This is a genomic window from Fictibacillus nanhaiensis (genome assembly GCF_019801215.1).
GTDB lineage: Bacteria > Bacillota > Bacilli > Bacillales > Fictibacillaceae > Fictibacillus > Fictibacillus nanhaiensis_C.
Genome location: NZ_JAHVJO010000002.1, coordinates 120,580 through 145,967, shown reverse-complemented (window position 1 = coordinate 145,967; position 25,388 = coordinate 120,580). Strand labels below are relative to the sequence as shown.

Below are 25,388 nucleotides of genomic sequence, written 5' to 3'. Positions count from 1 at the left end.
GTGGTGATGCAGGTGTCATTCGCTGCAGATACAAAGAAAGAATTAACGCAGCTTGAACTGAAGGACTGTTGTAAAAAAGCGGAGTTAGCTGCCTTGATTCGCATGAATGGATCCATCTCTTTCAGCAATAGAAAGCTGGTTCTGGATATTCCGACTGAAAATGCTGCGATCGCTAGAAGGATCTATACGTTGATCAAAGGCATATATTCCTACCACGTAGAGCTTTTAGTACGAAAAAAAATGCGTTTAAAAAAGAATAACGTCTACATTGTACGTGTCTCTGAAGAATCAAGATCACTTTTGGAAGACTTAAAGATTATTGATGAATCTTTTACGTTTACACGCAATATAGCTGAGGAATTCAATAAGAAAAGCTGCTGCAGGCGTGCTTACATGAGAGGTGCTTTTTTAGCAGGAGGTTCTGTGAATCATCCGGAGACAAGCTATCATCTCGAAATATTTTCTATGTATGAAGAGCATACGGTTGCATTAGCAGAGCTGATGAACAAGTTTAAGCTAAAAGCAAAAGTTCTCGAACGAAAAAAAGGGTATATCATCTATTTAAAAGATGGTGAAAAGATTTCAGAGTTTCTTACTCTGATTGGAGCACATCATGCGGTTCTGTTTTTTGAAGATATCCGTATTTTAAAAGATATGAGAAATTCCGTTAACCGACTTGTTAACTGCGAGACCGCGAACTTAAACAAAACGGTCGGAGCCGCAATGAGGCAGGTTGAAAATATTAAATACATTGAAGAACAAGTGGGACTTGAAGCATTGCCTACCAAACTAAGAGAGATTGCTCAATTGCGCGTCACTCATCAGGAAATTACACTTAAAGAGCTCGGAGAAATGGTCTCATCAGGAACCGTAAGTAAATCAGGTGTTAACCACCGATTGCGTAAAATAGACGAAATTGCGACAAAAATTAGAACTGGTCAACCCATCAATTGATGTTTCAATAGAGAGAAATTGGCTTTTAGGAGGTAGAATAGAATGGTTGAAAAGAAGGTTACCGTGCAATTGAGAAGCGGACTTCAGGCCCGTCCTGCAGCCCTCTTCGTCCAGGAAGCTAACCGTTACAATTCGGATGTATTCGTGGAGAAGGAAGGCAAGAAAGTGAATGCAAAGAGCATCATGGGGATTATGAGTCTAGCTGTTGGTTCTGGCTCTGAACTGATTTTAGCTGTTGATGGCCCTGATGAAAAAGAAGCCATCGAAGCCCTAGCAGCATTTGTTTCAAAAAACGAGTAGGGGACAGACCCCCTACAAATACAAACCGCCATTTTGTCCATATGAGGAGGACGAAATGGCGTTTTTTTTATTTTTGAGGGTTGGCCAACATTCTTTTCTCAATATACTGTTATAGAGGGAAAAGGAGGCGATTATTTTGCATGATACAAGCATTATGCATGATTGGTATTTTGCCATTGGGTTGACCGTTTGGAATATCCTTTTTGCTCTTTATATTCTAAAGCCTCGAAAGAGCACACTGCGATTAATTTATTGGGTAAGCATGCTGATTTTTATTAGTTTATACCCACTCGCGCTATTAGGCTATTCTATTCAAAATCCGCCAAGTGCAGGGCTTTTTTTAGGGCTTGCTTTTATGATCACAATCGTTTTTAGTATGATTCTCTTTTTTAGTGTGTGTTGGGTATGGGTGATTCGACGCTCATTTTTGGAATGAACGCCTCTAACAATCATATTTAACTCATCAACAATAGTTGACAGACAAAGGGTAAGCCTTTATATTAATCTCTAATCAGGAGAATAGTTTTTTAGTTGAGATGAGTGGAGAAAAGAGAGCATAGCTTGAGCTGAGTTGAGCGTATTTAATCCTGTGATGATTATACCTCTATCTTAGTTTATTAATGATGCACTAAAACCAGCCTCCGCTGTAACAATAGCGTGAGGCTTTATTTATTAAGAAGAGGTGATTGGACGATGTTTACCCCATCAATAGAGGAAGTTATTTCTCTGACTAAACAAGATTATAATGTGATACCTATTGGATTTACGTACCTTTCCGATCATGAGACGTGCATCTCGCACTTTGAGAAAGTTCGCCATGAGAGGTATTCGTTCTTGCTTGAAAGTGTTGAAGGCGGAGAACGGTGGGCAAGGTATTCTTATATTGGAAGAAGACCCTTTTTGGTCATTTCCAGTACCGGTCAAAACGTAAAGCTTTCGTTTTTAAAAGAAAATGAAAGCCGGACCTTGAATGAACAAGGCTCTCCCCTTGAAATCGTGAAGACACACATCTCACGGTACAAATCTCCCAAACTCCCTGAATTGCCTCCTTTTACAGGAGGGGCCGTTGGCTTTTTTGGCTATGATCTTATCCATACATTTGAAAACGTCCCAACACCGCTTTCTCCTACAAACCAGTCGAACGAGATGGAATTTCTGTTCACCGATGAACTGATTGTTTTTGATCATTTAAAACAAAAAACAACGATTATATGCAACCTGCATGTTTCTCCTGATGACCAAGTAGAGATGATTCGGAAAAAATATGAACTCGTTTGTGACAGTATCTCTTATACGTACCAGGAATTACAAAATCCTCCTAAACAGACTACGCAAAAAAAAGAGTTTGTTGATAAGCAGAAAACAACAGGATTAAATGTGCGATCTTCACACACAAAAGAAGAATTTTGTACGATGGTTGATAAAGCGAAGGAATACATTAAATCAGGTGATGTTTTTCAAGTGGTGCTCTCACAGCGGTTTGAGCAGGAAACCGAAGCTGATCCTTTTGATGTGTACAGGCTGTTGCGTTCAATGAATCCTTCACCGTATATGTACTATTACAAATCGAAGGATATGTTTATTGTAGGTGCTTCCCCTGAGCTTCTTGTAAAAGTGGACAAAGGCATCGTAGAAAATCGTCCCATCGCCGGAACCCGTCCAAGGGGTAAAACGAGGGAGGAAGACGTACAGTTTGAGAAAGAGCTGCTTATGGATGAAAAAGAACGGGCTGAACATGTGATGCTTGTAGACCTTGGAAGAAATGATGTAGGCAGGGTAAGCGAGTTCGGGACCGTTAAGCTGGATTCCTACATGGAGATAGAACGGTATTCCCATGTGATGCATATGGTTTCACATGTCAAAGGAAAAATGCAAAGTAGCAAAGATTTCTTCGATGCTCTGCGTTCTTGTATGCCTGCCGGCACGGTTTCCGGAGCTCCAAAAGTTAGGGCGATGCAAATTATTTCAGAGCTTGAGAAAGAAGCACGCGGTGTATATGGAGGAGCCATCGGGTATTTAGGGTTTAATGGCCAAATGGATTCTTGCATCGCCATACGAACCATTGTGTTTCAAGATGGAAAAGCATACGTTCAAGCTGGAGCAGGGGTTGTAGCCGATTCTGTCCCAGAGCGGGAGTATGAAGAAACCGTCAACAAAGCAAAAGCCATGCTCCAAGCCATCGAGGGGGGGACAGACCCCATACAAATACAAATGCCCGCTTTGTCCACTCGGTAAAGACATCAGCCCGTCATCAGTTTGGACAAGCATTTTTCTACTCATCTTATTTCAAAGTGGGTATACTGTCCTTTGTATTCTTTTTGATCAAATTCAAAAAGCAAAGGGGAATAAATAGATGAAAGCTTTAGTGCTTGAAGATAAAAACATGTGGCGTGACATGAAAGTGACAGAAACGGAGAAACCTGGTCCTGGACCGGGTGAAGTTCTTGTACAAGTGAAAGCAACAGGGCTTAATCCCGTAGATTACAAGACAGCTACAAACGGAAATTCTAACTGGACGTACCCTCACATCTTAGGCCTGGATGTGGCAGGCATAATTGAAGAAACAGGTGAAGGAGTATCTCGATTTCAAAAAGGTGACCGTGTCTTTTATCATGGAAACTTAACGAAGAAGGGCGGTTTTGCAGAATACGCAGTAACGACAGCGCATTCTGTTGCGAAAATGCCTGAAGAATTATCATTTGAAGAAGCCGCTGCCCTTCCTTGTGCTGGAATGACAGCGTATCAGGCTCTTTTCCGTAAAATGAACCTTCAAACAGGAGAAACAATTTTAATTCATGGGGGAGCAGGTGGAGTAGGTGGTTTTGCTATACAACTCGCCGCCATTTATGGAGCTACAGTAATTACAACCTGTTCACCAGAAAACAAGGAGTATGTGAAGAGATTGGGCGCAGATCACGTAATCTTTTATAAGACCGAAGATGTTCACTCAAGGTTAATGGAAATCACCGAAAATGTTGGTGTGGATGCGGTATTGGATACGGTAAGCAGAACCAATGCGACTGAATCGTTAAAAAGTATTGCATTTAACGGCCGTATAGCTTTTATCGCCGGAAATCCAGATTATTCTGAGGTAACACCATTTAGTCAGGCTCTTTCGTTCCATGAGATCGCACTTGGTGCAGCTCACTTTTCAAACAATAAAAAAGCACAAATAGATTTAGCCAAAATGAACGAAGAATTAGCACAGCTCGTTGCAGAAGGAAAGATCTCTTCTATGATTACTGAAAAAGTAACATTAGAGGATGTACCAAATGCGCTTATTAAGCTCTCAGAGCGACATGTGAGAGGAAAAATGGTTGCGATCATAGGCGAATAAAAACAAAAACAGGACTGCGAATTATAGCAGTCCTGTTTTATAATAGGTTATTATTTTTTAATATCTGTGCTGTCTACGGAAGTAATGAGCTTATCAACCAATCCGTACTCAACTGCAGCTTCTGCTGTTAAGAAGTTGTCACGGTCTGTATCACGCTCGATAACTTCAAGCGGTTGTCCTGTCTTATCAGCCAAAATTTTGTTTAGCTGTTCACGCATTTGAATAATACGGCGTGCATGGATTTCGATATCACTAGCTTGACCACGTGTTCCGCCAAGCGGCTGGTGAATCATAACTTCTGAGTTTGGAAGAACATAACGTTTTCCTTTTTCACCTGCAGCAAGCAGGAAAGCACCCATTGAAGCGGCCATACCGATACAAATTGTTGATACATGTGGTTTGATAAAGTTCATTGTGTCATAAATAGCCATACCTGATGTAATTGATCCACCTGGGCTGTTTATGTATAACGAGATGTCTTTATCAGGATCTTCAGCTGCCAAAAATAATAGCTGGGCAACGATTGAATTGGATACGTTGTCATCGATGGCACTACCCAACATGATGATACGGTCTTTCAATAAGCGGGAGTAAATATCATAAGCGCGCTCCCCGCGGTTAGTCTGTTCAATTACTGTTGGAATTAAATTCATAGAAATCCTCCTTCTCCTTTTTCACTTTAAACTGTACTGTCATCATACAAAAAAGGTCAAACAAGGTCAAACAATATGCTGTTTAAAACTCATTTCGCCAACTTTGTAAAATATCCTTCTTAAACCTTATGTATGGGCTATCATCATAATGCCCGCTAGGAGTAGGATTTTAAACGTCTAGATTTGAATCAATACCCTATTTCTTTTTTTAATATGCTTAAATTTCATTTTTAATTTCGATATAAGCTGTCTCTAGGTTTCTGATTCGCCTTACAATCTCACTGTTTTTGTTCAAGTTGTCATTAATAAGTGTTCCTACGATAGAACGGTAATACGCATTCATAGCGTGTGTCTTTGTAAAAACATCTTTGTTTCGATCGATATATTGCTGAAAATTTTCTTTGAAATAAGGTACCGAAAATGCTTCGCTCATCTGAATAATCCTCCTTCGATTACGTTGTGCTAAAGTCTTGCTGATAAGGCAATGAATTCATATCCATCATAGCGTATCGGGATGATAATCAAAAGGATATGGAAAAATTTATCCCTTGTTTTGACATTGGGTTATGGACATGATATATTTGATTTAACCATTTACGGTGTGAATATTTTTGGATTTAAGGCGGTCGTACTTTTTGAATAAGAAGTGGAACACTTGAATTCGCTTCTGAATTATTCTGAAGTGCGCATTTTTTATGTTCTTTTATTTACATAGTAAAAAGGTTAAACGAGTCAAAACGCGAAACATTCGCGTTTGTAAGGAGGATACACCCATGCAAAATGGTAAAGTAAAATGGTTTAACGCTGAGAAAGGTTTCGGCTTCATCGAAGTTGAAGGCGGAAACGACGTATTCGTTCACTTTTCTGCGATTCAATCAGAAGGATTCAAGTCTCTTGAAGAAGGACAAGAAGTTTCTTTTGAAATCGTTGATGGCGAGCGTGGACCACAAGCTGCTAACGTAACAAAACTTTAATAATAAAGTTTAAATGCCAGACTGCTCTAGAGCGGTCGTGGCATTTTTTTGTATCCATTTAAATTGTGTGAAAATTGTAGGGGGTCTGTCCCGGGGACAGACCCCCCTCTTTTTCTTTTATTACACCAAATTTTGTAGGATGTATAGCGCTTTCATCTGTAGTATGATGAAGAGTGGGAGGGGATACAACAATGGAAATGGGTTTGTTTCAACAACAGAGCATGAGTCTTGTCATGACAACTGAATTGCGCCAGGCCATTGCCATTTTACAAGTTCCCGGATATGAACTTGCATCATATCTTCAAGAGCAGGCGTTAGAGAATCCCTTAATTGAAATTTTGGAACCAAAGGGCATGTTTACCACGCTTAAAAAGAGTGTGCGTAAAAATGGAATCGGTGGAAATGCCGATGAAACTCCTAATTACGAACATTTACTTATCGAAAAAGAGACACTAAATGATTACTTGTATAAACAGTCTATTCTTCTTCCACTTGACCCATTAGATCGTAAAATTTTTCAGTTCTTATTATTAAGTGTAAATGAGAATGGCTATCTTACTGTTACCGCGGAAGAAACAGCTACCCGATTTTCAATAACAAAAGAAAAAAGTGAAGAGCTGATCATGGTTTTGCAAGAACTAGAACCAGCTGGCATCGGTGCTCGCAGTTTAAGAGAATGCTTATTGCTTCAACTCTGTAAACAGAATCTAGAGAACACTTTAAGCTACATATTAGTAGATAAACATTTAGACCTGCTTGCAGAACGAAAAATAAAAACGCTCTCTTCCATGCTTGATGCTTCGCCGCAACAAATTGAAGAAGCTGCAGATTTTCTTCAAACGCTTGAGCCGCGTCCTGGAGCAGCTTTTACCCCGGCAGATGATCAGGCATATTTGTATCCGGATGTATCGGTACACGAAGAAAACGGTCAGTTTCATATATCGATTAACGAACAATATTCACCGACCTTGAAGCTAAACGACAGCTATGGTTCTTTATTAAACGAAAAAAATGCAACGTCAAAATTTTTAGATGAATCTTATCAGAAATTTAACTGGCTAAAAAAGGCGTTAGAACAAAGAAAAGAAACGCTGCTAAAAATCACCAAAGAGATTGTGAGCGCTCAAGAGAAGTATTTTTTATCCTTTGAAAAAGGAGACTTAACGCCTTTAACGTTAAAAGAAGTTGCCCAAAGCATCGGTGTTCATGAATCTACCGTTAGCCGTGCTGTAAAAAACAAAGTTTTGCAAACTTCTAAAGGTGCAGTAGAGCTGAAAACCTTCTTTACAGCTAAAATTTATACGCAAGATGGAGGAAGTGCATCTGCCACTTCAGCAAAAACAGCTATACAAAAGCTAGTGGATAGTGAGGATAAACAAAAACCATTATCTGACCAGCTGCTTTCATCGTTATTAGAGAAAAACAGCGGATTGAGTATCTCTCGTCGTACTGTCGCCAAATACCGAGAAGAACTCAATATCCCATCATCATCGAAAAGAAAACGATATTCTTCATAGAGCGGAATGAATTTACTAAATTCCGCTTATTTACATTGACTTATACATCATACAGACAATAACAATAGAGGTGACAATAAATGGCTGAAAAAAAGGTTGTTTTTTATACTAAAATACATTGTCCGCTCTGTGATGAGGCACATACACTATTACAAGAGCTCCAATCAAAGTTTTCGTTTCAAATTCAAACCGTGAACATTTATGAAAAGGATCAGCTTATCGAAAAATATGGTTTGATGATCCCTGTTGTAGAGGTAGATGGGGAAGAGATTGATTACGGGAGAATCTCATTTGAAAAAGTAAAGAAAGCGCTTACTAATTTTTAATAAGTGAAAGTTGTTGAAATGTAGTTGAAGTATTTGATAATATAAACATGCCAGACGAGATTTTGACTTTTTTATGACAAAACCTCAAAGCTGGCGTGTTTCAAATCGTCACATTCAGGGTAATATACAATTGGCAGTATGATACTTGGGTAAAACCAAGTTATTTTCATACGCTAATGGGACAAAAAAAGGCTAACAGGGACAATTAAGGTCCCGTAATTATTGGATCAATGCTTTCAAAAACCATCGAATCAGGAGAATGTGCAATGAAGAATCTATTAGATATTCAAAAGAAACTATTGCCAGATCTTCTCGAAACGATGCGTAAACGATATCACGTCTTGAACGTAGTGCGAATACATCAACCAATTGGCAGAAGAAGTTTAGCCTCAATCCTGAATATGACAGAACGAGTTTTACGGTCTGAAGTTTCCTTTTTAAAAGATCAAGGGCTATTAACGATTCAAACGGCCGGCATGTCATTAACGAGAGAGGGACATGATATATTAGCAGAACTCTCTGAGATGATGAAAGAATTGTCAGGTTTGCATGTTTTAGAATCAGATCTTAAGGAAATGTTAAACCTGTCAGAAGTCATCGTTGTTCCTGGTGACAGTGACCAAGATCTATGGATCAAAAACGATATGGGCAAAGCTGCAGCAGATCGCTTGATAGATCAGCTGTCGACTAAAAACATTATCGCTGTAACTGGCGGAACAACTCTTGCGTCAGTAGCAGAAATGATGACTCCCATTCAAAAAGGACAGCAATTGCTGTTTGTTCCTGCTCGTGGAGGTCTTGGTGAGAAAGTTGAAAATCAGGCTAACACGATATGCTCGACCATGGCTCAAAAAGCGAATGGAGAGTACAGGCTGCTGCATTTACCTGATCAGCTCAGCAAAGAAACCTATCTTTCTCTTATGGCTGAACCTAGTGTTAAAGAAGTAATGGAACTCATTCGCTCTGCGGGTATAGTGCTTCATGGGATTGGTGATGCTAAAACAATGGCAGAACGCAGGAATTCTAACCCATCATTGTTGGAGAAGCTAGAAGAAGAAAAGGCCGTTGCTGAAGCATTTGGCTATTATTTCGACCACCAAGGTGAAGTCGTTCATCGCGTCCGTACGATCGGGCTGCAACTTGATGAATTACAGAACAGGGAAACAATCATGGCAGTCGCAGGCGGTTCCTCGAAAGCAGATGCAATTGCAGCTTTCATGAAACATGGTCCGAAAAAGGTTTTAATTACAGACGAAGGAGCTGCCCGAAAACTATTGGGTCGCCCGTAAGTCTATTTTCTACTTGTTATTAAGGGATTTTCCCTTTATATAAAAAATAAATTCTCTCTTAAATCAAGGAGGTCATTTTACATGGCAACAAAAATTGGTATTAATGGTTTCGGTCGTATCGGCCGTAATGTATTCCGCGCAGCTTTCAACAACCCTGAGGTAGAAGTTGTAGCTGTAAACGACTTAACAGATGCTGACACTCTTGCTTTCCTTTTAAAGCATGACACTGTTCATGGCAAATTCGGTGGTTCTGTTGAAGTTAAGGAAAACACACTTATTGTAGATGGCAAAGAAATCAAAGTTTTAGCTGAGCGCGATCCAGCACAACTTGGCTGGGGAGATCTTGGTGTAGAAGTAGTTGTTGAATCAACAGGACGTTTCACAAAGCGTGCTGACGCTGCTAAACACTTAGAAGCTGGCGCTAAAAAAGTAATCATTTCTGCTCCTGCTTCAGATGAGGATATTACAGTTGTTCTTGGTGTTAACGAAGACAAGTACGATGCAGCTAACCACGATGTTATCTCTAACGCTTCTTGTACAACGAACTGTCTTGCACCTTTCGCAAAAGTTCTTCACGAGAAGTTTGGCGTGAAGCGCGGTATGATGACAACTGTTCACTCATACACAAACGATCAGCAAATTCTTGATCTTCCACATAAAGATCTTCGTCGTGCTCGTGCGGCAGCTGAGAACATCATTCCTACTTCAACTGGTGCTGCAAAAGCGGTATCTCTAGTGCTTCCTGAACTTAAAGGCAAGCTAAACGGTATGGCAATGCGTGTTCCAACTCCAAACGTATCTCTAGTAGACTTAGTTGTTGAACTTGACAAGGAAGTTACTGTTGACGAAGTGAACGCAGCACTTAAAGCAGAAGCTGAAGGCAACCTTAAAGGAATCCTTGGCTACTCTGAAGAGCCGCTTGTATCTACTGACTACAATGGTGACACTCATTCTTCTACAATCGATGCACTTTCTACTATGGTAATGGAAGGCAACATGGTAAAAGTAGTATCTTGGTACGATAACGAAACAGGATATTCAAATCGTGTAGTAGATTTGATTGACTATATCGCAAAAAAAGGACTTTAATAGATAAAGAAGAACAATAAGGAGGGGGAGAAGTCATTTACATAGAGGCTTCTACTCCTCTTTCCCATGTAAAATCAGGGGATTTTCAATTCTTTAATCTTTTTGACTGTCAGGAGGTTACTTACTTATGAACAAAAAAAGTGTTCGTGACATCGATTTGAAAGGCAAAGTTGTATTTTGCCGTGTTGATTTTAACGTTCCGATGAAAGATGGAGAAATCACGGATGAAACGCGTATCGTAGCCGCTCTTCCAACCATCAAATACTTAACAGAGCAAGGTGCAAAAGTTCTTTTAGCGAGTCACTTAGGACGTCCAAAAGGACAAGTCGTAGAAGAACTCCGTTTAGATCCTGTTGCTCAGCGTTTAAGCGACCTTCTTGGAAAAGAAGTCTTGAAAACGGATGAGGCTTACGGAGAAGAAGTAACAAAAGCTGTAGCAAGCCTTGAAGAAGGCGGCGTGATCTTGCTAGAGAACGTTCGTTTTTATCCTGGTGAAGAGAAAAACGACCCTGAATTAGCACAAAAGTTTGCTGCAAACGCTGATGTGTACGTGAACGATGCTTTCGGAGCAGCTCACCGCGCACATGCTTCTACAGAAGGAATCGCGAAACATCTTCCTGCTGTTTCAGGTCTGTTAATGGAAAAAGAACTTGAAGTGCTTGGAAAAGCTCTATCCAATCCTGACCGTCCTTTCACTGCCATCATCGGCGGTGCAAAAGTGAAGGACAAGATTGACGTAATTGATAATCTTTTAGACAAAGTAGACAACCTGATCATCGGCGGAGGCCTTGGCTACACATTCATTAAGGCACTTGGTCATGATGTAGGGAAATCACTTTTAGAAGAAGACAAGACTGAAACTGCAAAAACGTTCATGGAAAAAGCGAAGCAAAAAGGCGTTAACTTCCTGATTGCTGAAGATGTTTTAGTAGCTGACGACTTTTCGAACGATGCCAACACGAAAGTGGTAGATATCGATTCGATCCCATCTGACTGGGAAGGTCTTGATATCGGAACGAAAACGATTGAAAAGTACGTAAAGGTAATTAAAGAATCGAAGCTTGTAATATGGAACGGACCAATGGGTGTGTTTGAGATCGACGCATTCGCGAACGGTACTCGTTCTGTTGCAAACGCACTAGCTGAAGCTACTGACACGTACAGCGTGATCGGCGGTGGAGATTCTGCTGCTGCTGTTGAAAAGTTCGGGCTTGCTGATAAGATGAGTCACATTTCAACTGGCGGCGGTGCTTCCCTTGAGTTTATGGAGGGCAAAGAACTTCCAGGCGTAGTAGCTTTAAACGACCGCTAGAAAAGCCTTCAAGAGGTAAATTTTTATACCTCTTTGACAAGTTGATTGAAGCGTAGGGTGCGAGACTCCTGCGGGATCAGCGGGACAGGTGAGACTCTTAAGAGCGCAAAGTGCTAGGAGGCTCACCGCACGCCCCGCGGAAAGCGAAGCACCCGGAGCGCAAACAAACGGCTTGCAAATGTTTCATGAAGAAAGAATTTTACTCTTTAAGAGGTGAAAAAAATGCGTAAACCTATTATTGCAGGTAACTGGAAAATGAATAAAACGTTGTCAGAAGCACGCAGTTTTGTAGAAGAAGTGAAAGGTCTCGTGCCTTCAGCTGCAGCTGTTGATTCTGTAATCTGTGCGCCTGCTCTTTTCCTTGACTGTTTAGCAGACGAAGCAGAGGGTACACCTCTTGCGATTGGTGCACAAAACATGCACTTTGAAGAAAGCGGTGCGTTCACTGGTGAGATCAGCCCTGTTATGCTAAAAGATTTAAACGTTCAATATGTTATTCTTGGACATTCTGAGCGTCGTGAACTTTTTGGTGAAACGGACGAGCTGGTTAACCAAAAGACACACGCGGCTTTCAAACATGGATTGACTCCAATCGTTTGTGTAGGTGAAACGCTTGAACAGCGTGAAGCAGACAAAACGAAGGATGTTGTAAAAGAGCAAACAGAAAAAGGCTTATCTGGTTTAACAGATGAGCAAATGAAACAAACAATAATTGCATACGAGCCAGTTTGGGCGATTGGAACGGGCAAAACAGCATCTTCTGAAGATGCGAACGAAGTATGTGCTTACATCCGTAGTGTTGTAGCTGAACAATTCTCTCAAGATGTTGCAGACGCTGTTCGTATTCAATACGGTGGCAGTGTTAAGCCTGACAACATTAAAGAATTAATGGGCATGTCTGACATTGATGGCGCGTTGGTTGGTGGCGCTAGCCTTGAACCAAATTCATACCTTCAGCTTTTGGAGGGCGTTAGCCGATGAGTAAAAAACCGGTAGCTTTAATCATCTTAGACGGCTTTGCTTGCCGTAATGAAGACAAAGGTAATGCTGTTGCACAAGCGAAAAAGCCCAACTTTGACCGCTACTGGGAAACGTATCCGCACGCTCAACTAACAGCTAGTGGGGAAGCCGTTGGACTTCCTGAAGGTCAAATGGGAAATTCTGAAGTAGGGCACCTTAACATTGGTGCTGGACGTATCGTTTATCAAAGTCTAACTCGTGTGAACTTAGCGATTAAAGAAGGAGATTTTTACGAAAATCAAACCTTTCTTGAAGCGATGAACCATGCGAAAGAAAATGGTACGGCTCTTCATATTTTTGGATTGTTGTCTGATGGCGGCATTCACAGTCATATCGAACATATTCTTTCCTTGCTGGAACTGGCTAAAAAGCAAAATGTTGAAAAAGTATACCTCCACGGATTCTTGGATGGACGAGATGTTCCTCCTCAATCCGCTAAAGGGTATATTCAAACAGTTGTCGATAAGATGAACGAATTAGGATGTGGCGAGATCGCTACATTATCAGGCCGTTATTACTCCATGGACCGAGACAAACGCTGGGATCGTGTAGAAAAATCTTACCGAGCAATGGCTTATGGTGAGGGACCTGATTACAGAGATCCTTTTGAAGTCGTAGAAGACTCGTACAACAACGGTGTGCATGATGAATTTGTATTGCCGTCTGTTTTAAAACGAGAAAACGGCGAGCCAGTTGGGACGATTCAGGATAATGATGCTGTCATCTTCTGTAACTTCCGTCCTGACCGTGCGATTCAAATCTCACAAGTGTTCACGAATGAAGATTTTCGTGGATTCGATCGCGGAGATGCGTTTCCAAAAAACCTTCACTTTGTTTGTTTAACACACTTTAGTGAAACCGTAGAGGGTAACGTTGCTTTCAAGCCAACAAACTTGGATAATACGCTTGGAGAGGTTTTATCACAGCAAAACTTTAAACAGCTTCGAATTGCTGAAACTGAAAAGTATCCGCATGTAACGTTTTTCTTCAGTGGAGGACGTGAAGCTGAATTTCCGGGTGAAACACGCATCTTGATCGATTCACCAAAAGTGGCAACCTATGACTTGAAGCCAGAGATGAGTGCTTACGAAGTTACGGATGCTCTTTTAAAAGAGATTGAAGCAGATAAACATGATGCGATTATTTTAAACTTCGCCAACCCGGACATGGTAGGTCACTCCGGAATGCTTGAGCCTACGATCAAAGCGGTTGAAACCGTTGATGAATGCTTAGGTAAAGTAGTGGATGCGATTCTAGCAAAAGGTGGAGCAGCTATCATTACTGCTGACCATGGGAACGCCGATGAGGTTATTACAATGGAAGGCAAGCCAATGACAGCCCACACGACAAACCCTGTTCCGGTTATCGTGACACAAGAAGGAATCGAACTTCACCAAGATGGCAAACTTGCTGATCTTGCACCAACTGTTCTAGCTCTTCTTAATGGGGTACAACCGAAAGAAATGACAGGAAATTCGTTAATAAAATAAGCCAGCTTACTTTGGTTTACGATACAAAGGGCCCTTGTACGTTTTCCATTCGCTGAATGATGGTCTAAAAAATACTTTTTTAATTAAAAGGAGAGAATGTTATGTCAACAATTATTGAAATTTATGCACGTGAAGTTCTTGACTCCCGTGGTAATCCAACAGTTGAAGTAGAAGTTTATACAGAATCAGGTGCTTTCGGACGCGCAATCGTTCCTAGCGGTGCTTCTACAGGTGAATACGAAGCAGTTGAGCTTCGTGATGGCGACAAAGAACGTTACCTTGGAAAAGGTGTACTGAACGCCGTTAACAACGTAAATGAAAACATCGCTCCAGAACTTATCGGTTTTGACGTACTAGACCAAGTTGGTATCGACCAAACGTTGATCGAGCTTGATGGAACAGAAAATAAAGGCAAGCTAGGTGCTAACGCAATCCTTGGTGTTTCCATGGCTGTTGCACACGCTGCTGCTGATTTCTTAAACGTTCCTCTTTACATGTATCTTGGAGGATTCAACTCTAAAACTCTTCCAGTTCCAATGATGAACATCTTAAACGGTGGAGAGCACGCTGACAACAACGTAGATATCCAAGAATTCATGGTTATGCCTGTTGGTGCTGAGAACTTCCCAGAAGCTCTTCGCATGGGTACTGAAATCTTCCATAGCTTAAAAGCGGTTCTTAAAGAAAAAGGCTTGAACACGGCTGTAGGTGACGAAGGTGGATTCGCCCCTAACCTTGGTTCTAACGAAGAAGCTCTTCAAACCATCATGGAAGCGATCGAAAAAGCAGGTTACAAGCCTGGTGAAGAAGTTCGTCTTGCAATGGACGTTGCTGCTTCTGAAATGTTCAACAAAGAAGACGGTAAATACCACCTTTCTGGTGAAGGTGTTGTTAAATCATCTGAAGAGATGGTTGCGTTCTACGAAGAGCTTGTTAACAAATACCCGATCGTTTCAATCGAAGACGGTCTTGACGAAAACGACTGGGATGGCTTCAAGCTATTAACAGAGCGCATCGGTGACCGCGTACAGCTTGTTGGTGATGACTTGTTCGTTACAAACACAACGAAGCTTTCTGAAGGAATTGAAAAAGGAATTGCAAACTCAATCCTTATTAAAGTAAACCAAATCGGTACGTTAACAGAAACGTTTGACGCGATCGAAATGGCGAAGCGTGCAGGCTACACGGCTGTAATCTCCCACCGTTCTGGTGAATCAGAAGACAGCACAATCGCTGACATCGCAGTTGCTACAAATGCTGGCCAAATTAAAACAGGTGCTCCTTCACGTACAGACCGTGTTGCGAAGTACAACCAGCTTCTTCGCATCGAAGACGAGCTAGGTAACCTATCTGTCTACCCTGGTATGAACGCATTCTACAACCTAAAAAAATAGGGGTCTGACCCCAAACAAAGACAAACCCGCCATTTTGTCTTTCTGAAAAAGACAGCCCCCGAACATACGCAGAAATGCATCGTTCGGGGGCTGTCTTCATTTTTTTCCTGTGAAATGAACGTAAAACGCATCTTTGCAAACCTTGAGATTCCTGCTGCTTATCGAGAGCGGTCGTTAGAATGAAGGATGGTAATTATGAGCATTGAGAAACTAATCATCAGTGACATCGTTTCAAAAACAGTCATCTCATATCCCTCCAATCATGTTAATAGTAGGATTTGTTAGTAGAGGGTTGTCCTATTCAAAAATAAAAAATATAAGACAAAAGACTTATAATGAAAGAATGTAAGTTATTATTTCTGTGCTTTTTTCACAAAAGGAATTTACGAGCGCGATAAGGGTTTTTATGCACAATCAAACTCAAAATACTCTACAAAAGACCAGCGTCCATAACATACTTACATCAATGAGCCTGTTATTGCTTGTCATTTCAGTAAAATATCATATAAAATGCATATAACATGCTGTTTTTGTACGGGGGAATGAACATGAATGAAAGCTTATATATACGAATAGAAGCGGGAGACCCTTATGATACGGGCAGCTTGATCCCGTTGAAGCCTGAAGGTGAAGTATTATCTTTTGGGCGTTCTTCCCATACTCAAGAAACGGATGTATCACTCATCAGTCCATACGTTTCACGAATGCATGCAGAAATCTTTTTACAAGAAAGTGTGCCTTTTATTCGAGATTTGGATTCTAAGCATGGAACCGAGCTGAACAACGAGAAGCTTGAAGCGGGCATACCAAAACAGCTGCAATCCGGTGATGTTATTAGTCTCGCGAAAGGTGTTGTTCTCATCACCTATTTAAATATGAAAACGGCAGAAGCTGACTTAACCATGGAATTCACTTCGCCCATCACCTCTTCCGAAACGAAAATCACGAACGGTTTGCATATTATCCCTGAGCGTCGACAGATTACAATAGATGGTGATCCGCTGTTCTTATCAGGAAAGCATACGGATTTGCTCGTTTTTTTATACCGGAAAAGAAATCAGGCTGTGAGCAGCGATGAAATTAAGATTCACATTTGGCCAGAACGAATGGTAGCAGGATCCTATGAACTGCCTGACGTTGGAAATGATGAGATTAATGCACTCGTATATCGCTTGCGAAAAAAGCTGGGACCGTACGGTGAAGCGATCGTAACTGTTCCCCGTTACGGATATATGCTTCAATTGGATAAACATCTGCCATAAACCTGCAACGACACTACAGTCTGCAGGTTTTTTTCTATATACGCTCTTATCACTGAATGTAATTGAATGAACGATCGAATTTTCTGAAACTTATCATTTTGGTATGAGAAAAAAATCATGTAAAAGCCATGTTAGGCAAGAGAAAAAGAGAGTAAATTAATTGAAAGGAAATCTCTTCATATTGAATTATTTTCCGAAGCAGGTGTGGTGAAGAAAAAATGAGGGTAGAAGAAACTATACGGCATCAAAAAGATAGAGCCTTCCGTTTTCATTTGTATTTAGCTTTTATTTCCGTACTGTTTATGATCTTGATGTTCAGAACGTATGAACTTCAAATAACAAACGGTGAAAAAGCACGATTGATTTCTGAGACCTATGAAGATGTTGTAATAAAAAAATCCATATTCAATGACAAGTACTATACCTCTCAGAAGGATACACCACAAGTAAAAGGCATAAAACCAAACAATGATCAGTAAAATGGATATGGGGATGTCCCCATAAATGCGAAGAGGGGATGTTTATGATGCAGCCACTTAAACAAGAATCTTCGGATGGTGCAGAAAACAAACAAGAAAAATTGAATCCAATCAGTTTTATTGGAAAAGTGAAAGAGACAAAAGGAAATGTTTTTACCATCTTTCATAAAAAAACGATGATGAAAGTCCAGCTCGATTCAAAAACAGAACTCCTTGATGGAGATAAGACACTTGATATTGCACCAGATGAAGCCGTTCAGCCGGGAGCTACCGTTCAAATCGTCGGCTTACTTAATAAGAAGCTTAACGTAATAAAAGCTGTCCGCCTTTATATTTTTCATAAAGAATTTGATATTAACTATCTCGGAACAAATTAACCATCATTTCGAAAAAAACTTTGCCTCGTCCCTTTCACTATGATACATTTAAAGTAATGTAACGTGGAACGGTGGAGGTGTAACATTCATGCTAACAGCAACAAAAATCCTTCTTATTTTAGTATCACTCTCACTAATCGTTGTCGTCGTTCTTCAATCAGGTCGTTCGGCTGGGTTGTCTGGCGCAATTACAGGTGGTGCTGAACAGCTTTTTGGAAAGCAAAAAGCACGCGGAATCGATGCATTGCTAAGTAAATTAACAGTAATCTTGGCGATATTGTTTTTCGTATTAACGATTTCGGTAGCGTATTTCTTATAAGAATAAAACCCAACCAAAAAAGCAGCAGGCGGCACTTACCCGTTTGCTGTTTTTATTATGGAAAAACGGATGCTTACCCTTTCAGACAATGGTTATGATATGATTTGATACGTACATAATAGGGTAATCTATAGTCAAAAAGGTGGTAGCATGATCGGTTGTCTTTGTTTACATGGGTTTACAGGTGGTCCATACGAGATTGAGCCAATTACCGAGTATCTACAGCAAAATACGGACTGGGTTCTCTCCGTTCCTACCTATCCTGGGCATGGAACAGTGCTTTCACTAAAGGGCAGAACCCACGATGAATGGCTGGCAGAAGCAGAAAATGCTTATTTAGAACTTCGTGAAAAAGTGGACAAAATGTATATTGTAGGATTTTCGATGGGTGGCATGATCGCCGGATATTTGGCCTCTAAATACGGCTGTGACAAATTGATCCTCCTTAATGCGAGCGCCTATTACTTAAATCCAGGACAAATGATTAAAGATATTTCAGAAATGATGATTTCAGGATTTAATGGTCAATTGAAGGATCATGAATTATATAAAAGATACAGAAAAAAGCTGCTCGATACACCCTTTAGTGCGACGAGAGAATTTAGAAAGCTTGTAAAACGACTAAAACCAGAGCTTTCTCGGATTCAATCTCCAACGTTAATCGTGCAAGGGGAGTGCGATGGATTGGTGCCAAGAAAAAGTGCAGAGTTTTTATTTGGCACAATTGCTGCATCCAACAAAAGGATTTGCTACTTTAAAGAATCGAAGCATATGATTTGCCATGATGTAGAAAAAGATCAGCTTATCGACGAAGTTTATCAGTTTTTAATGAACGAATAGGAGAGAAACATTCATGAAAATAACAGCACCAAAACCGTTTTTCTTTGAAGGAGGAAAGCGGGCAGTTCTCATGCTGCATGGATTTACTGGCAGTTCAGCCGATGTACGCATGATGGGGAGATTTCTTCAAAAGAAAGGCTATACGTGTCACGCACCTCAATATAAAGGTCACGCAGTACCGCCTGAAGAGTTGGTTCATACAGGCCCAGATGACTGGTGGAAAGATGTGATCGGTGGATACAATCACTTAAAAGAAAAAGGATATGAAGAAATAGCAGTATGCGGACTTTCACTTGGCGGAGTTTTCTCGCTTAAGCTGGCTGCAGAGCAACCTGTAATGGCGGTGATTCCCATGTGTGCTCCAATGTCGATCAAGAGTGAAGAAGTGATGTATAAAGGGGTTTGTGAGTACGCCGAAGAATATAAAAAACGTGAACAAAAGTCTTCTGAACAGATCGCACAGGAAATGGAAGCGTTCAAGAAAACGCCGATGAACACCTTAAAAGAGCTGCAGGACCTTATTCAAAGCGTAAGAAATTCAGTGGATCTAGTATATGCACCCACCTTTGTTGTGCAGGCTAGACATGATGAAATGATTAACACGAATTCTGCAAATATTATTTATGATGAAGTAGAAAGTAACAAGAAAGATTTAAAATGGTACGAAAATTCATCACATGTTATTACATTAGACAAGGAAAAAGAGCAGCTGCATGAAGATGTTTATGCTTTCTTAGAAGACCTGGATTGGTCTAGATAGAATTTTCCCTAAAAAAGGAGGTCAGTTTTTGGATAAACTGCAAATACTCCAGCTCATGAAAGATTCGGAAAAGCCGATGACAGTGACCGAAATAGAAGAAGCACTACAATTGCCGGACGCTGAGAATTTCAAAGAACTGGTTTTAACATTAAACGAGCTAGAAGATGAAGGGGCTGTTGTGAGAACACGGACAAACCGTTACGGCCTTCCAGAAAAAATGAGCCTGATTAAAGGCCGCGTTCAAGGTCATGCAAAAGGCTTTGCATTTTTAATTCCGGAAGAAAGTGAACAAAAAGATGTCTACATTTCACAGCATGATATGAATGGGGCGATGAGCGGTGATACCGTTCTTGTACGCCTAAACCAAACTTCTTCAGGATCACGTCCTGAAGGCACGATCATTCGCATTTTAGAACGTGGCGTTACAGAGGTAGTAGGAACGTTTCAGGAAAGCCGCAAATTCGGCTTTGTAATCGCAGATGATAAACGCATTCCAAATGATATTTTTATTCCCTCAGACGGTGTGAATGGCGCTGTCGAAGGACATAAGGTCGTTGTGAAGATAACAAAATACCCTGAAGGCAGAAATAGTGCTGAAGGGGAAATCATTCATATTATTGGCCATAAAAATGACCCTGGTGTGGATATCATATCCGTTATCTTCAAGCATGGTCTGCCACGAGAATTTCCAGAAGACGCATTAGAACAAGCACACAACACACCAGATGAAATCGATCCAAAGGATATTGAAGGCCGAAGAGACCTTAGAAATGAAACGATTGTGACGATTGACGGAGCTGACGCCAAAGATCTCGATGACGCAGTACATGTTATTAAGTTACCGAACGGTCATTATAAGCTCGGCGTCCACATTGCAGATGTTACCCACTATGTAACAGAAGACTCAGCCATTGATAAGGAAGCGCGCGAACGCGGAACGAGTGTTTACTTAGTAGACCGAGTGATTCCAATGATCCCTCACCGTTTATCAAATGGGATCTGCTCACTGAATCCAAAAGTAGACCGTCTAACGATCTCCTGTGAAATGGAGATCAACAGCGATGGTGATGTGGTAAAGCACGACATCTTCCCAAGTGTGATTAAAACGACTGAACGGATGACCTATACAGATGTTCGAAAAATATTGCAAGATGAGGATGAAGAGGTAACAAAACGTTATGAACCCCTTGTCCCATTCTTCCAGCTCATGGGAGAACTAGCAGATGTATTACGAAAAAAACGTTTTGCCCGAGGTGCGATTGACTTTGATTTTTCTGAAGCAAAAGTGCTTGTTGATGAAAACAGTGATCCGCAGGATGTTGTACTAAGAGAACGTTCAGTAGCAGAAAAACTTATTGAGGAATTTATGCTATGCGCCAATGAAACGATTGCGCAGCATTTCCACGAACTTGAGCTGCCGTTCATGTATCGAATTCACGAAGATCCAGACGAAGGAAAGCTTGAACGCTTTTTAGAATTTATAGGGATGTTTGGCTATGCACTAAAAGGAACAGCTAGTGATATCCATCCACGCAGCCTTCAGCAGCTTCTAGAAACAATTAAAGGTGAACCAGAAGAAATGGTAATCAGTAAAATTATGCTCCGCTCGATGAAACAAGCGAAGTATGATCACATGTCTTTAGGTCACTATGGCTTAGCAACAGAGTTCTATACTCATTTCACTTCACCGATTCGCCGTTATCCGGATTTAATGGTTCACCGGCTGATTCGTACGTATCTGTTTGAAAAAGATACGGGACCAAAGACCGTGAGCCATTGGAAAGCAGAACTTCCGGGTATTGCAAAGCACGCATCAGCCATGGAACGTCGTGCTGTTGATGCTGAACGTGAAACAGATGAACTGAAAAAAGCGCAATTTATGCTTGATAAAATTGGCGAAGAGTTTGATGGTGTTATCAGTTCCGTTACGAATTTCGGATTGTTTATTGAGCTTCCAAATACGATAGAAGGTCTTGTGCATGTTAGCTATTTAACAGACGATTATTATCGTTTTGATGAAAAGTTCATGGCGATGATCGGAGAAAGAACAGGTAACGTATTCCGGATTGGCGATGAGATTTCCATCCGGGTTGTAAATGTAAATGTGGACGACCGTGCCATAGACTTTGAAATTGTTGGGATGAAAGGGACACCTAGAAAACGACATAAAGATCGCCAGCAAGTCATCGATATTGGTGATACAGGATCTAAGCGTGGTGGGCGTGGCAGACGCGGCAAGAGCCGTCAGAGTGAATCAGATCGTACACAGGGACCGCAGGATTCTAAAAAAGGGAAGAAAAAGCCGTTTTACAAACCGGTTGCTAAAAAAGGCAAGAAGAAGAAAAAGTAATAAAGTGAATGTCAAGGTTCATCCGAAGCGGTGAACCTTGACGTTGTTTGACCAAATTGCTATAATTGAGGTTCACTTGCTGGGGAGGATTGAGTTTACATGCCAAAAGGAGAAGGGAAAGTAGTCGCACAAAATAAAAAAGCGCGGCACGATTACCATGTTGAAGAAACGTTTGAAGCTGGAATTGTCCTTCAGGGCACGGAGATTAAATCCATTCGCGCAGGTCGAGCGAACTTGAAAGATTCCTTTGCCCGCGTGCAAAACGGCGAGTTGTTTTTACACAATATGCACATCAGTACGTACGAACAAGGAAACCGGTATAACCATGATCCGCTTCGTACGCGAAAGCTGCTTCTGCATCGCAAGGAGATCAATAAGCTGTTAGGTGCAACAAAAGAACAAGGGTATTCTATTGTTCCTTTGAAAATGTATCTTAAGAACGGTTTTGCTAAGTTACTAATCGGTCTAGCAAAAGGTAAAAAGCATTACGACAAACGAGATGATTTAAAGAAAAAGGATGCAAAACGGGAAATTGACCGGGCATTCCGAGACCGTCAAAAAGTCTGATTGGATGTTCTTACAGGAACTTACAATTGAGGCGTATGCTTTAAGATGTTATACTAAGTACACAAGTGAATAAGAGCATTTAAGCTTTTATCTCTCTCCGTGGTTCGGCAAGATTAATTTCTTGCATACCATTTTTATAATGGGGACGTTACGGATTCGACAGGGGTAGTTTGAGCTTAAGTTGCGAGTCGAGGGGGTCGGCCTCGTTAAAACGCCAAAGCCAATAACTGGCAAAACTAACAACAACTTAGCTTTAGCTGCGTAATAGCACTTTAGCTGTTCCTCCCTCCATCGCCCATGTGGTAGGGTAAGGGACTCACTCTTAGTGGGCTACGCCGGTTGTCCTCCGCCTGAGGACGAAGGAAGAGAATAATCAGGCTAGCGGTCTGGACGCCTGTCGGCTGGCAGATGGATCCGCGAAACGCCAATAAACCGACTACACTCGTAGAAGCTTAAGTGCCAATATCTTTGGACGTGGGTTCGACTCCCACCGTCTCCACCAATACATAGGTGGATACAGACCAGCATTCAATTGCTGGTCTTTTTTAAATAAGAAAATGAAAGTTTCGCGCAAAATTTGTCGATAATTGTAATCTCGTGGATAAATAGCTCAAACTCGTGGATTCAAGCCCAAAACTTTTGGATTCAAGCCCTAAACTTTTGGATTCAAACCCAAAACTTTTGAAGTGACAATTAAAACATATGGATTTAACGATATAGATACCCCTTTAGGTATTCCCTCTCAGCCTCCTCTAAATGGACATAACTACAATGGTTGAACAATTTTTGCTCAAATACATATTTTTGCGCCTCAAATTAATAATTCCTTACTCTTTTCTCCATCCTAAACATAGGAAGGTGAAAAAAATGGATCTATTAAAAGAATTAACTGAAACGAATGGTGCACCTGGGTTCGAAAAAGCCATACGTGACATCATGAAAAGAGAAATCGAAAAAACGAATGCTCATTTAGTCAGTGACAATTTGGGAAGTGTGTTCGGCGAGAAAAAGGGAAGTGATGACGGCCCGAAAATATTACTTGCCGGTCACATGGATGAAGTTGGATTCATGGTCAGTGAAATAACGAAAGATGGCTATTTACGTTTTGTTCCCCTTGGCGGCTGGTGGTCCCAAGTTCTGTTGGCACAGCGTGTTCATACCGTTACCAAAAACAAGACCTTTACAGGCGTAGTTGGCTCTAAGCCTCCACACATTTTACAAGCAGAAGAATTAAAAAAAGTCTATCCGATGAGGGAGATGTTTATTGATATTGGTGCAAATGATAAGGATCAAGTGAAACAATGGGGAGTCAAAGTGGGGGATCCGATTCTACCGATATGTCCTTTTGAACTCATGCCCAATAACGACACAATACTCGCAAAGGCATTAGACAATCGAGCGGGTTGTTATACTGCCTTAGAAGTCCTGAGGCAATTAGAAGGAGTTAGCCATCCGAACACCGTCTATTGTGGCGCAACGGTACAAGAAGAAGTGGGTTTAAGAGGAGCTGTAACCGCCCCGTATATCATGGAGCCTGACGTTTCGATCGCACTAGATGTAGGTGTGGCGGAGGATGGACCTGGCAATAACTCCAACAAAGCCAAACTAGGTGAAGGACCACTAATCACTTTTTTAGATTCTTCCATGATTCCGCACACTGCCTTCAGGGATCTGATTATTGAAGTTGCCGAAAAAAATAACATCCCTTATCAAGTCGATGTTATGCTTGGTGGAGGAACAGATGCTGGCAAGTTCCATTTGTTTAAAAAGGGAGTCCCTACCATTGTTGTAGGAGTAGCAGCTAGGTATATTCACAGTCATGCCTCTATGGTTAGTAAAAGTGATCTCGAATATAGTTCAAAGCTGTTAGTCGAGCTTGTGAAGGTTTTAGATAAAGATAAACTGCAAACGCTGCTTCACTATTAAGAGTAGAAAATTAAATCCCCGCAGGATCAAAACCTGCGGGGATTTGCTCGTTTTAGTACTGTTCGATTCTGCTATACCAGTTGTCGTATTCGCGTTCTGCATCTTCTCTCGTTTTCCCGTGTCGTTCTTGAATCTTTCCGATCATTTTTTCTCGATCTCCCTGTGCCTCATCATAATCATCATCTGATAATTTTCCCCACTGCTTTTGTGCCTCACCTTTAAACTGTTTCCATTTGCCTTCCATAATATCGTTTTTCATCTTTATTCACCCTCTCATTCTAATATTTGTTTGAATAAGAATCTTCATAACGATGTGCATTAGTGGATCGATACGTACGGAATGTATCGTTAACTAGACGATGGCGATCCAATTCATTTGCATCAACAAGTACGAGAATGTCACCTTGCTCGACAGATTCCTGATACTCTTTTGCTTCCTTTTCAGGAATTCCTAATCCAACCAGTGCGCCTACCAGTCCTCCAGCTCCAGCACCAACAGCAGCTCCGCCAAGAGCGGCAGCAAGTGGTCCAGCGGCAACAATCGGACCAATTCCTGGAATGGCAAGAGCACCTGCTCCAAGGAGTAACCCTCCTAATCCACCAAGTATGCCTCCAGTAGCCATCCCTGTTGCGGCTCCCTCAGGAGCTTTAGAACCAGTCTCCTCATGAATGTGTTTTGTTTCTTTATTATTTTTTGCGATTACTGAGATCTCATTTTCTTCGTATCCATTCCTTTTCAATTCCTTTATCGCTTCGATTGCATCATCTTCTGAACGGAAAACGCCTACCACTTTATTGTGCTTGTCCATCGATTTCCTCCTTATTATTAGATGATTTGTTCGTAGGTTGTGTT

General features: G+C 41.1%; 28 protein-coding genes and 1 other RNA gene. 24 read left to right on the top strand and 5 right to left on the bottom strand.

Translation table 11 applies throughout. From position 1 onward, the window contains the following. Positions 1 to 12: 12 nt before the first annotated feature. From whiA to KUV80_RS09260, 5 genes are all read left to right on the top strand, one after another. Entirely contained in the window at positions 13 to 954 is a 942-nt protein-coding gene (gene whiA, locus KUV80_RS09280) for a DNA-binding protein WhiA (RefSeq protein ID WP_222463122.1), read from the top strand. A 42-nt stretch (positions 955 to 996) separates the two neighbouring features. Then, positions 997 to 1,254, top strand: a complete 258-nt coding sequence (locus KUV80_RS09275) for an HPr family phosphocarrier protein (RefSeq protein WP_222462438.1) — start codon at positions 997 to 999, stop codon at positions 1,252 to 1,254. A gap of 136 nt (positions 1,255 to 1,390) precedes the next feature. Continuing rightward, positions 1,391 to 1,690 (top strand): hypothetical protein, encoded by a 300-nt coding sequence (locus KUV80_RS09270; protein WP_222462437.1) that lies wholly within the window; start codon positions 1,391 to 1,393, stop codon positions 1,688 to 1,690. Positions 1,691 to 1,947: 257 nt separating this feature from the next. Beyond that, the gene (trpE, locus tag KUV80_RS09265; RefSeq protein WP_222462436.1) at positions 1,948 to 3,489 is read left to right on the top strand and encodes an anthranilate synthase component I; all 1,542 of its coding nucleotides are present in this window, start codon (positions 1,948 to 1,950) and stop codon (positions 3,487 to 3,489) included. A 118-nt stretch (positions 3,490 to 3,607) separates the two neighbouring features. Further along, entirely contained in the window at positions 3,608 to 4,591 is a 984-nt protein-coding gene (locus tag KUV80_RS09260) for a zinc-binding dehydrogenase (RefSeq protein WP_222462435.1), read from the top strand. A gap of 50 nt (positions 4,592 to 4,641) precedes the next feature. On the opposite strand, the gene clpP is transcribed toward KUV80_RS09260, so the two are convergent. Then, the gene (clpP, locus tag KUV80_RS09255; protein ID WP_222462434.1) at positions 4,642 to 5,244 is read right to left on the bottom strand and encodes an ATP-dependent Clp endopeptidase proteolytic subunit ClpP; all 603 of its coding nucleotides are present in this window, start codon (positions 5,242 to 5,244) and stop codon (positions 4,642 to 4,644) included. 217 nt (positions 5,245 to 5,461) lie between these two features. Continuing rightward, the gene (gene yvfG, locus KUV80_RS09250) at positions 5,462 to 5,677 is read right to left on the bottom strand and encodes a protein YvfG (RefSeq protein WP_222462433.1); all 216 of its coding nucleotides are present in this window, start codon (positions 5,675 to 5,677) and stop codon (positions 5,462 to 5,464) included. A gap of 340 nt (positions 5,678 to 6,017) precedes the next feature. Between yvfG and cspD the strand changes: the two genes are divergently transcribed. The 9 genes from cspD to eno all read left to right on the top strand — a co-directional run bounded on the left by cspD (position 6,018) and on the right by eno (position 15,655). Next, positions 6,018 to 6,218 carry a cold-shock protein CspD gene (gene cspD / locus KUV80_RS09245; RefSeq protein ID WP_066245685.1) on the top strand — a complete coding sequence of 67 codons (201 nt, stop codon included), beginning with the start codon at positions 6,018 to 6,020 and terminating at the stop codon, positions 6,216 to 6,218. A gap of 191 nt (positions 6,219 to 6,409) precedes the next feature. Next, complete coding sequence (gene rpoN, locus KUV80_RS09240) at positions 6,410 to 7,735, top strand: RNA polymerase factor sigma-54 (RefSeq protein ID WP_222462432.1); 1,326 nt, start codon at positions 6,410 to 6,412, stop codon at positions 7,733 to 7,735. Positions 7,736 to 7,815: 80 nt separating this feature from the next. Further along, entirely contained in the window at positions 7,816 to 8,061 is a 246-nt protein-coding gene (locus tag KUV80_RS09235; RefSeq protein ID WP_222462431.1) for a glutaredoxin family protein, read from the top strand. A gap of 266 nt (positions 8,062 to 8,327) precedes the next feature. Next, complete coding sequence (locus tag KUV80_RS09230) at positions 8,328 to 9,350, top strand: sugar-binding transcriptional regulator (protein WP_222462430.1); 1,023 nt, start codon at positions 8,328 to 8,330, stop codon at positions 9,348 to 9,350. 81 nt (positions 9,351 to 9,431) lie between these two features. After that, a complete protein-coding gene (gene gap, locus KUV80_RS09225) occupies positions 9,432 to 10,439 on the top strand; it encodes a type I glyceraldehyde-3-phosphate dehydrogenase (protein ID WP_222462429.1) in 1,008 nt (335 codons plus the stop codon). A gap of 127 nt (positions 10,440 to 10,566) precedes the next feature. Continuing rightward, a complete protein-coding gene (locus KUV80_RS09220) occupies positions 10,567 to 11,751 on the top strand; it encodes a phosphoglycerate kinase (protein WP_222462428.1) in 1,185 nt (394 codons plus the stop codon). A gap of 222 nt (positions 11,752 to 11,973) precedes the next feature. Continuing rightward, positions 11,974 to 12,732, top strand: a complete 759-nt coding sequence (gene tpiA / locus KUV80_RS09215; protein ID WP_222462427.1) for a triose-phosphate isomerase — start codon at positions 11,974 to 11,976, stop codon at positions 12,730 to 12,732. After that, positions 12,729 to 14,261 carry a 2,3-bisphosphoglycerate-independent phosphoglycerate mutase gene (gene gpmI, locus KUV80_RS09210; RefSeq protein ID WP_222462426.1) on the top strand — a complete coding sequence of 511 codons (1,533 nt, stop codon included), beginning with the start codon at positions 12,729 to 12,731 and terminating at the stop codon, positions 14,259 to 14,261. Before tpiA ends, gpmI begins: the two co-directional genes overlap by 4 nt. Before the next feature lie 101 nt (positions 14,262 to 14,362). Further along, positions 14,363 to 15,655, top strand: coding sequence for a phosphopyruvate hydratase (gene eno, locus KUV80_RS09205; protein ID WP_222462425.1), 1,293 nt, complete (start codon positions 14,363 to 14,365; stop codon positions 15,653 to 15,655). 158 nt (positions 15,656 to 15,813) lie between these two features. On the opposite strand, the gene KUV80_RS18895 is transcribed toward eno, so the two are convergent. Further along, positions 15,814 to 15,900, bottom strand: a complete 87-nt coding sequence (locus tag KUV80_RS18895; protein WP_425308788.1) for a putative holin-like toxin — start codon at positions 15,898 to 15,900, stop codon at positions 15,814 to 15,816. A gap of 303 nt (positions 15,901 to 16,203) precedes the next feature. Between KUV80_RS18895 and KUV80_RS09195 the strand changes: the two genes are divergently transcribed. The 10 genes from KUV80_RS09195 (at position 16,204) to KUV80_RS09150 (ending at position 24,535) form a co-directional block, all read left to right on the top strand. Beyond that, positions 16,204 to 16,917 carry an FHA domain-containing protein gene (locus KUV80_RS09195; protein WP_222462423.1) on the top strand — a complete coding sequence of 238 codons (714 nt, stop codon included), beginning with the start codon at positions 16,204 to 16,206 and terminating at the stop codon, positions 16,915 to 16,917. Positions 16,918 to 17,135: 218 nt separating this feature from the next. Then, positions 17,136 to 17,396 (top strand): hypothetical protein, encoded by a 261-nt coding sequence (locus KUV80_RS09190; RefSeq protein ID WP_222462422.1) that lies wholly within the window; start codon positions 17,136 to 17,138, stop codon positions 17,394 to 17,396. A gap of 44 nt (positions 17,397 to 17,440) precedes the next feature. After that, positions 17,441 to 17,773, top strand: coding sequence for a hypothetical protein (locus KUV80_RS09185; protein WP_222462421.1), 333 nt, complete (start codon positions 17,441 to 17,443; stop codon positions 17,771 to 17,773). A gap of 88 nt (positions 17,774 to 17,861) precedes the next feature. Next, positions 17,862 to 18,092, top strand: coding sequence for a preprotein translocase subunit SecG (gene secG / locus KUV80_RS09180; protein WP_222462420.1), 231 nt, complete (start codon positions 17,862 to 17,864; stop codon positions 18,090 to 18,092). A gap of 150 nt (positions 18,093 to 18,242) precedes the next feature. Then, entirely contained in the window at positions 18,243 to 18,932 is a 690-nt protein-coding gene (locus tag KUV80_RS09175) for an alpha/beta hydrolase (RefSeq protein WP_222462419.1), read from the top strand. Between the two features lie 13 nt (positions 18,933 to 18,945). Beyond that, a complete protein-coding gene (locus KUV80_RS09170) occupies positions 18,946 to 19,692 on the top strand; it encodes an alpha/beta hydrolase (protein WP_222462418.1) in 747 nt (248 codons plus the stop codon). Between the two features lie 28 nt (positions 19,693 to 19,720). After that, on the top strand, positions 19,721 to 22,042 hold the full coding sequence (gene rnr, locus KUV80_RS09165) for a ribonuclease R (RefSeq protein ID WP_276516634.1): 2,322 nt from the start codon (positions 19,721 to 19,723) through the stop codon (positions 22,040 to 22,042). 99 nt (positions 22,043 to 22,141) lie between these two features. Next, on the top strand, positions 22,142 to 22,609 hold the full coding sequence (gene smpB / locus KUV80_RS09160) for an SsrA-binding protein SmpB (RefSeq protein ID WP_222462417.1): 468 nt from the start codon (positions 22,142 to 22,144) through the stop codon (positions 22,607 to 22,609). Between the two features lie 141 nt (positions 22,610 to 22,750). After that, positions 22,751 to 23,111, top strand: a transfer-messenger RNA (tmRNA) gene (gene ssrA, locus KUV80_RS09155). 365 nt (positions 23,112 to 23,476) lie between these two features. Then, positions 23,477 to 24,535: a M42 family metallopeptidase gene (locus KUV80_RS09150; protein WP_222462416.1), complete on the top strand. Its 1,059-nt coding sequence runs from the start codon at positions 23,477 to 23,479 to the stop codon at positions 24,533 to 24,535. Positions 24,536 to 24,587: 52 nt separating this feature from the next. Here the strand turns inward: KUV80_RS09150 and KUV80_RS09145 are convergent, their stop codons facing one another. Together KUV80_RS09145 and KUV80_RS09140 are read right to left on the bottom strand one after the other, a co-directional pair. Then, complete coding sequence (locus KUV80_RS09145; RefSeq protein WP_222462415.1) at positions 24,588 to 24,794, bottom strand: CsbD family protein; 207 nt, start codon at positions 24,792 to 24,794, stop codon at positions 24,588 to 24,590. Between the two features lie 19 nt (positions 24,795 to 24,813). Then, positions 24,814 to 25,344, bottom strand: a complete 531-nt coding sequence (locus KUV80_RS09140) for a general stress protein (RefSeq protein ID WP_222462414.1) — start codon at positions 25,342 to 25,344, stop codon at positions 24,814 to 24,816. Between the last annotated feature and the right edge of the window lie 44 nt (positions 25,345 to 25,388).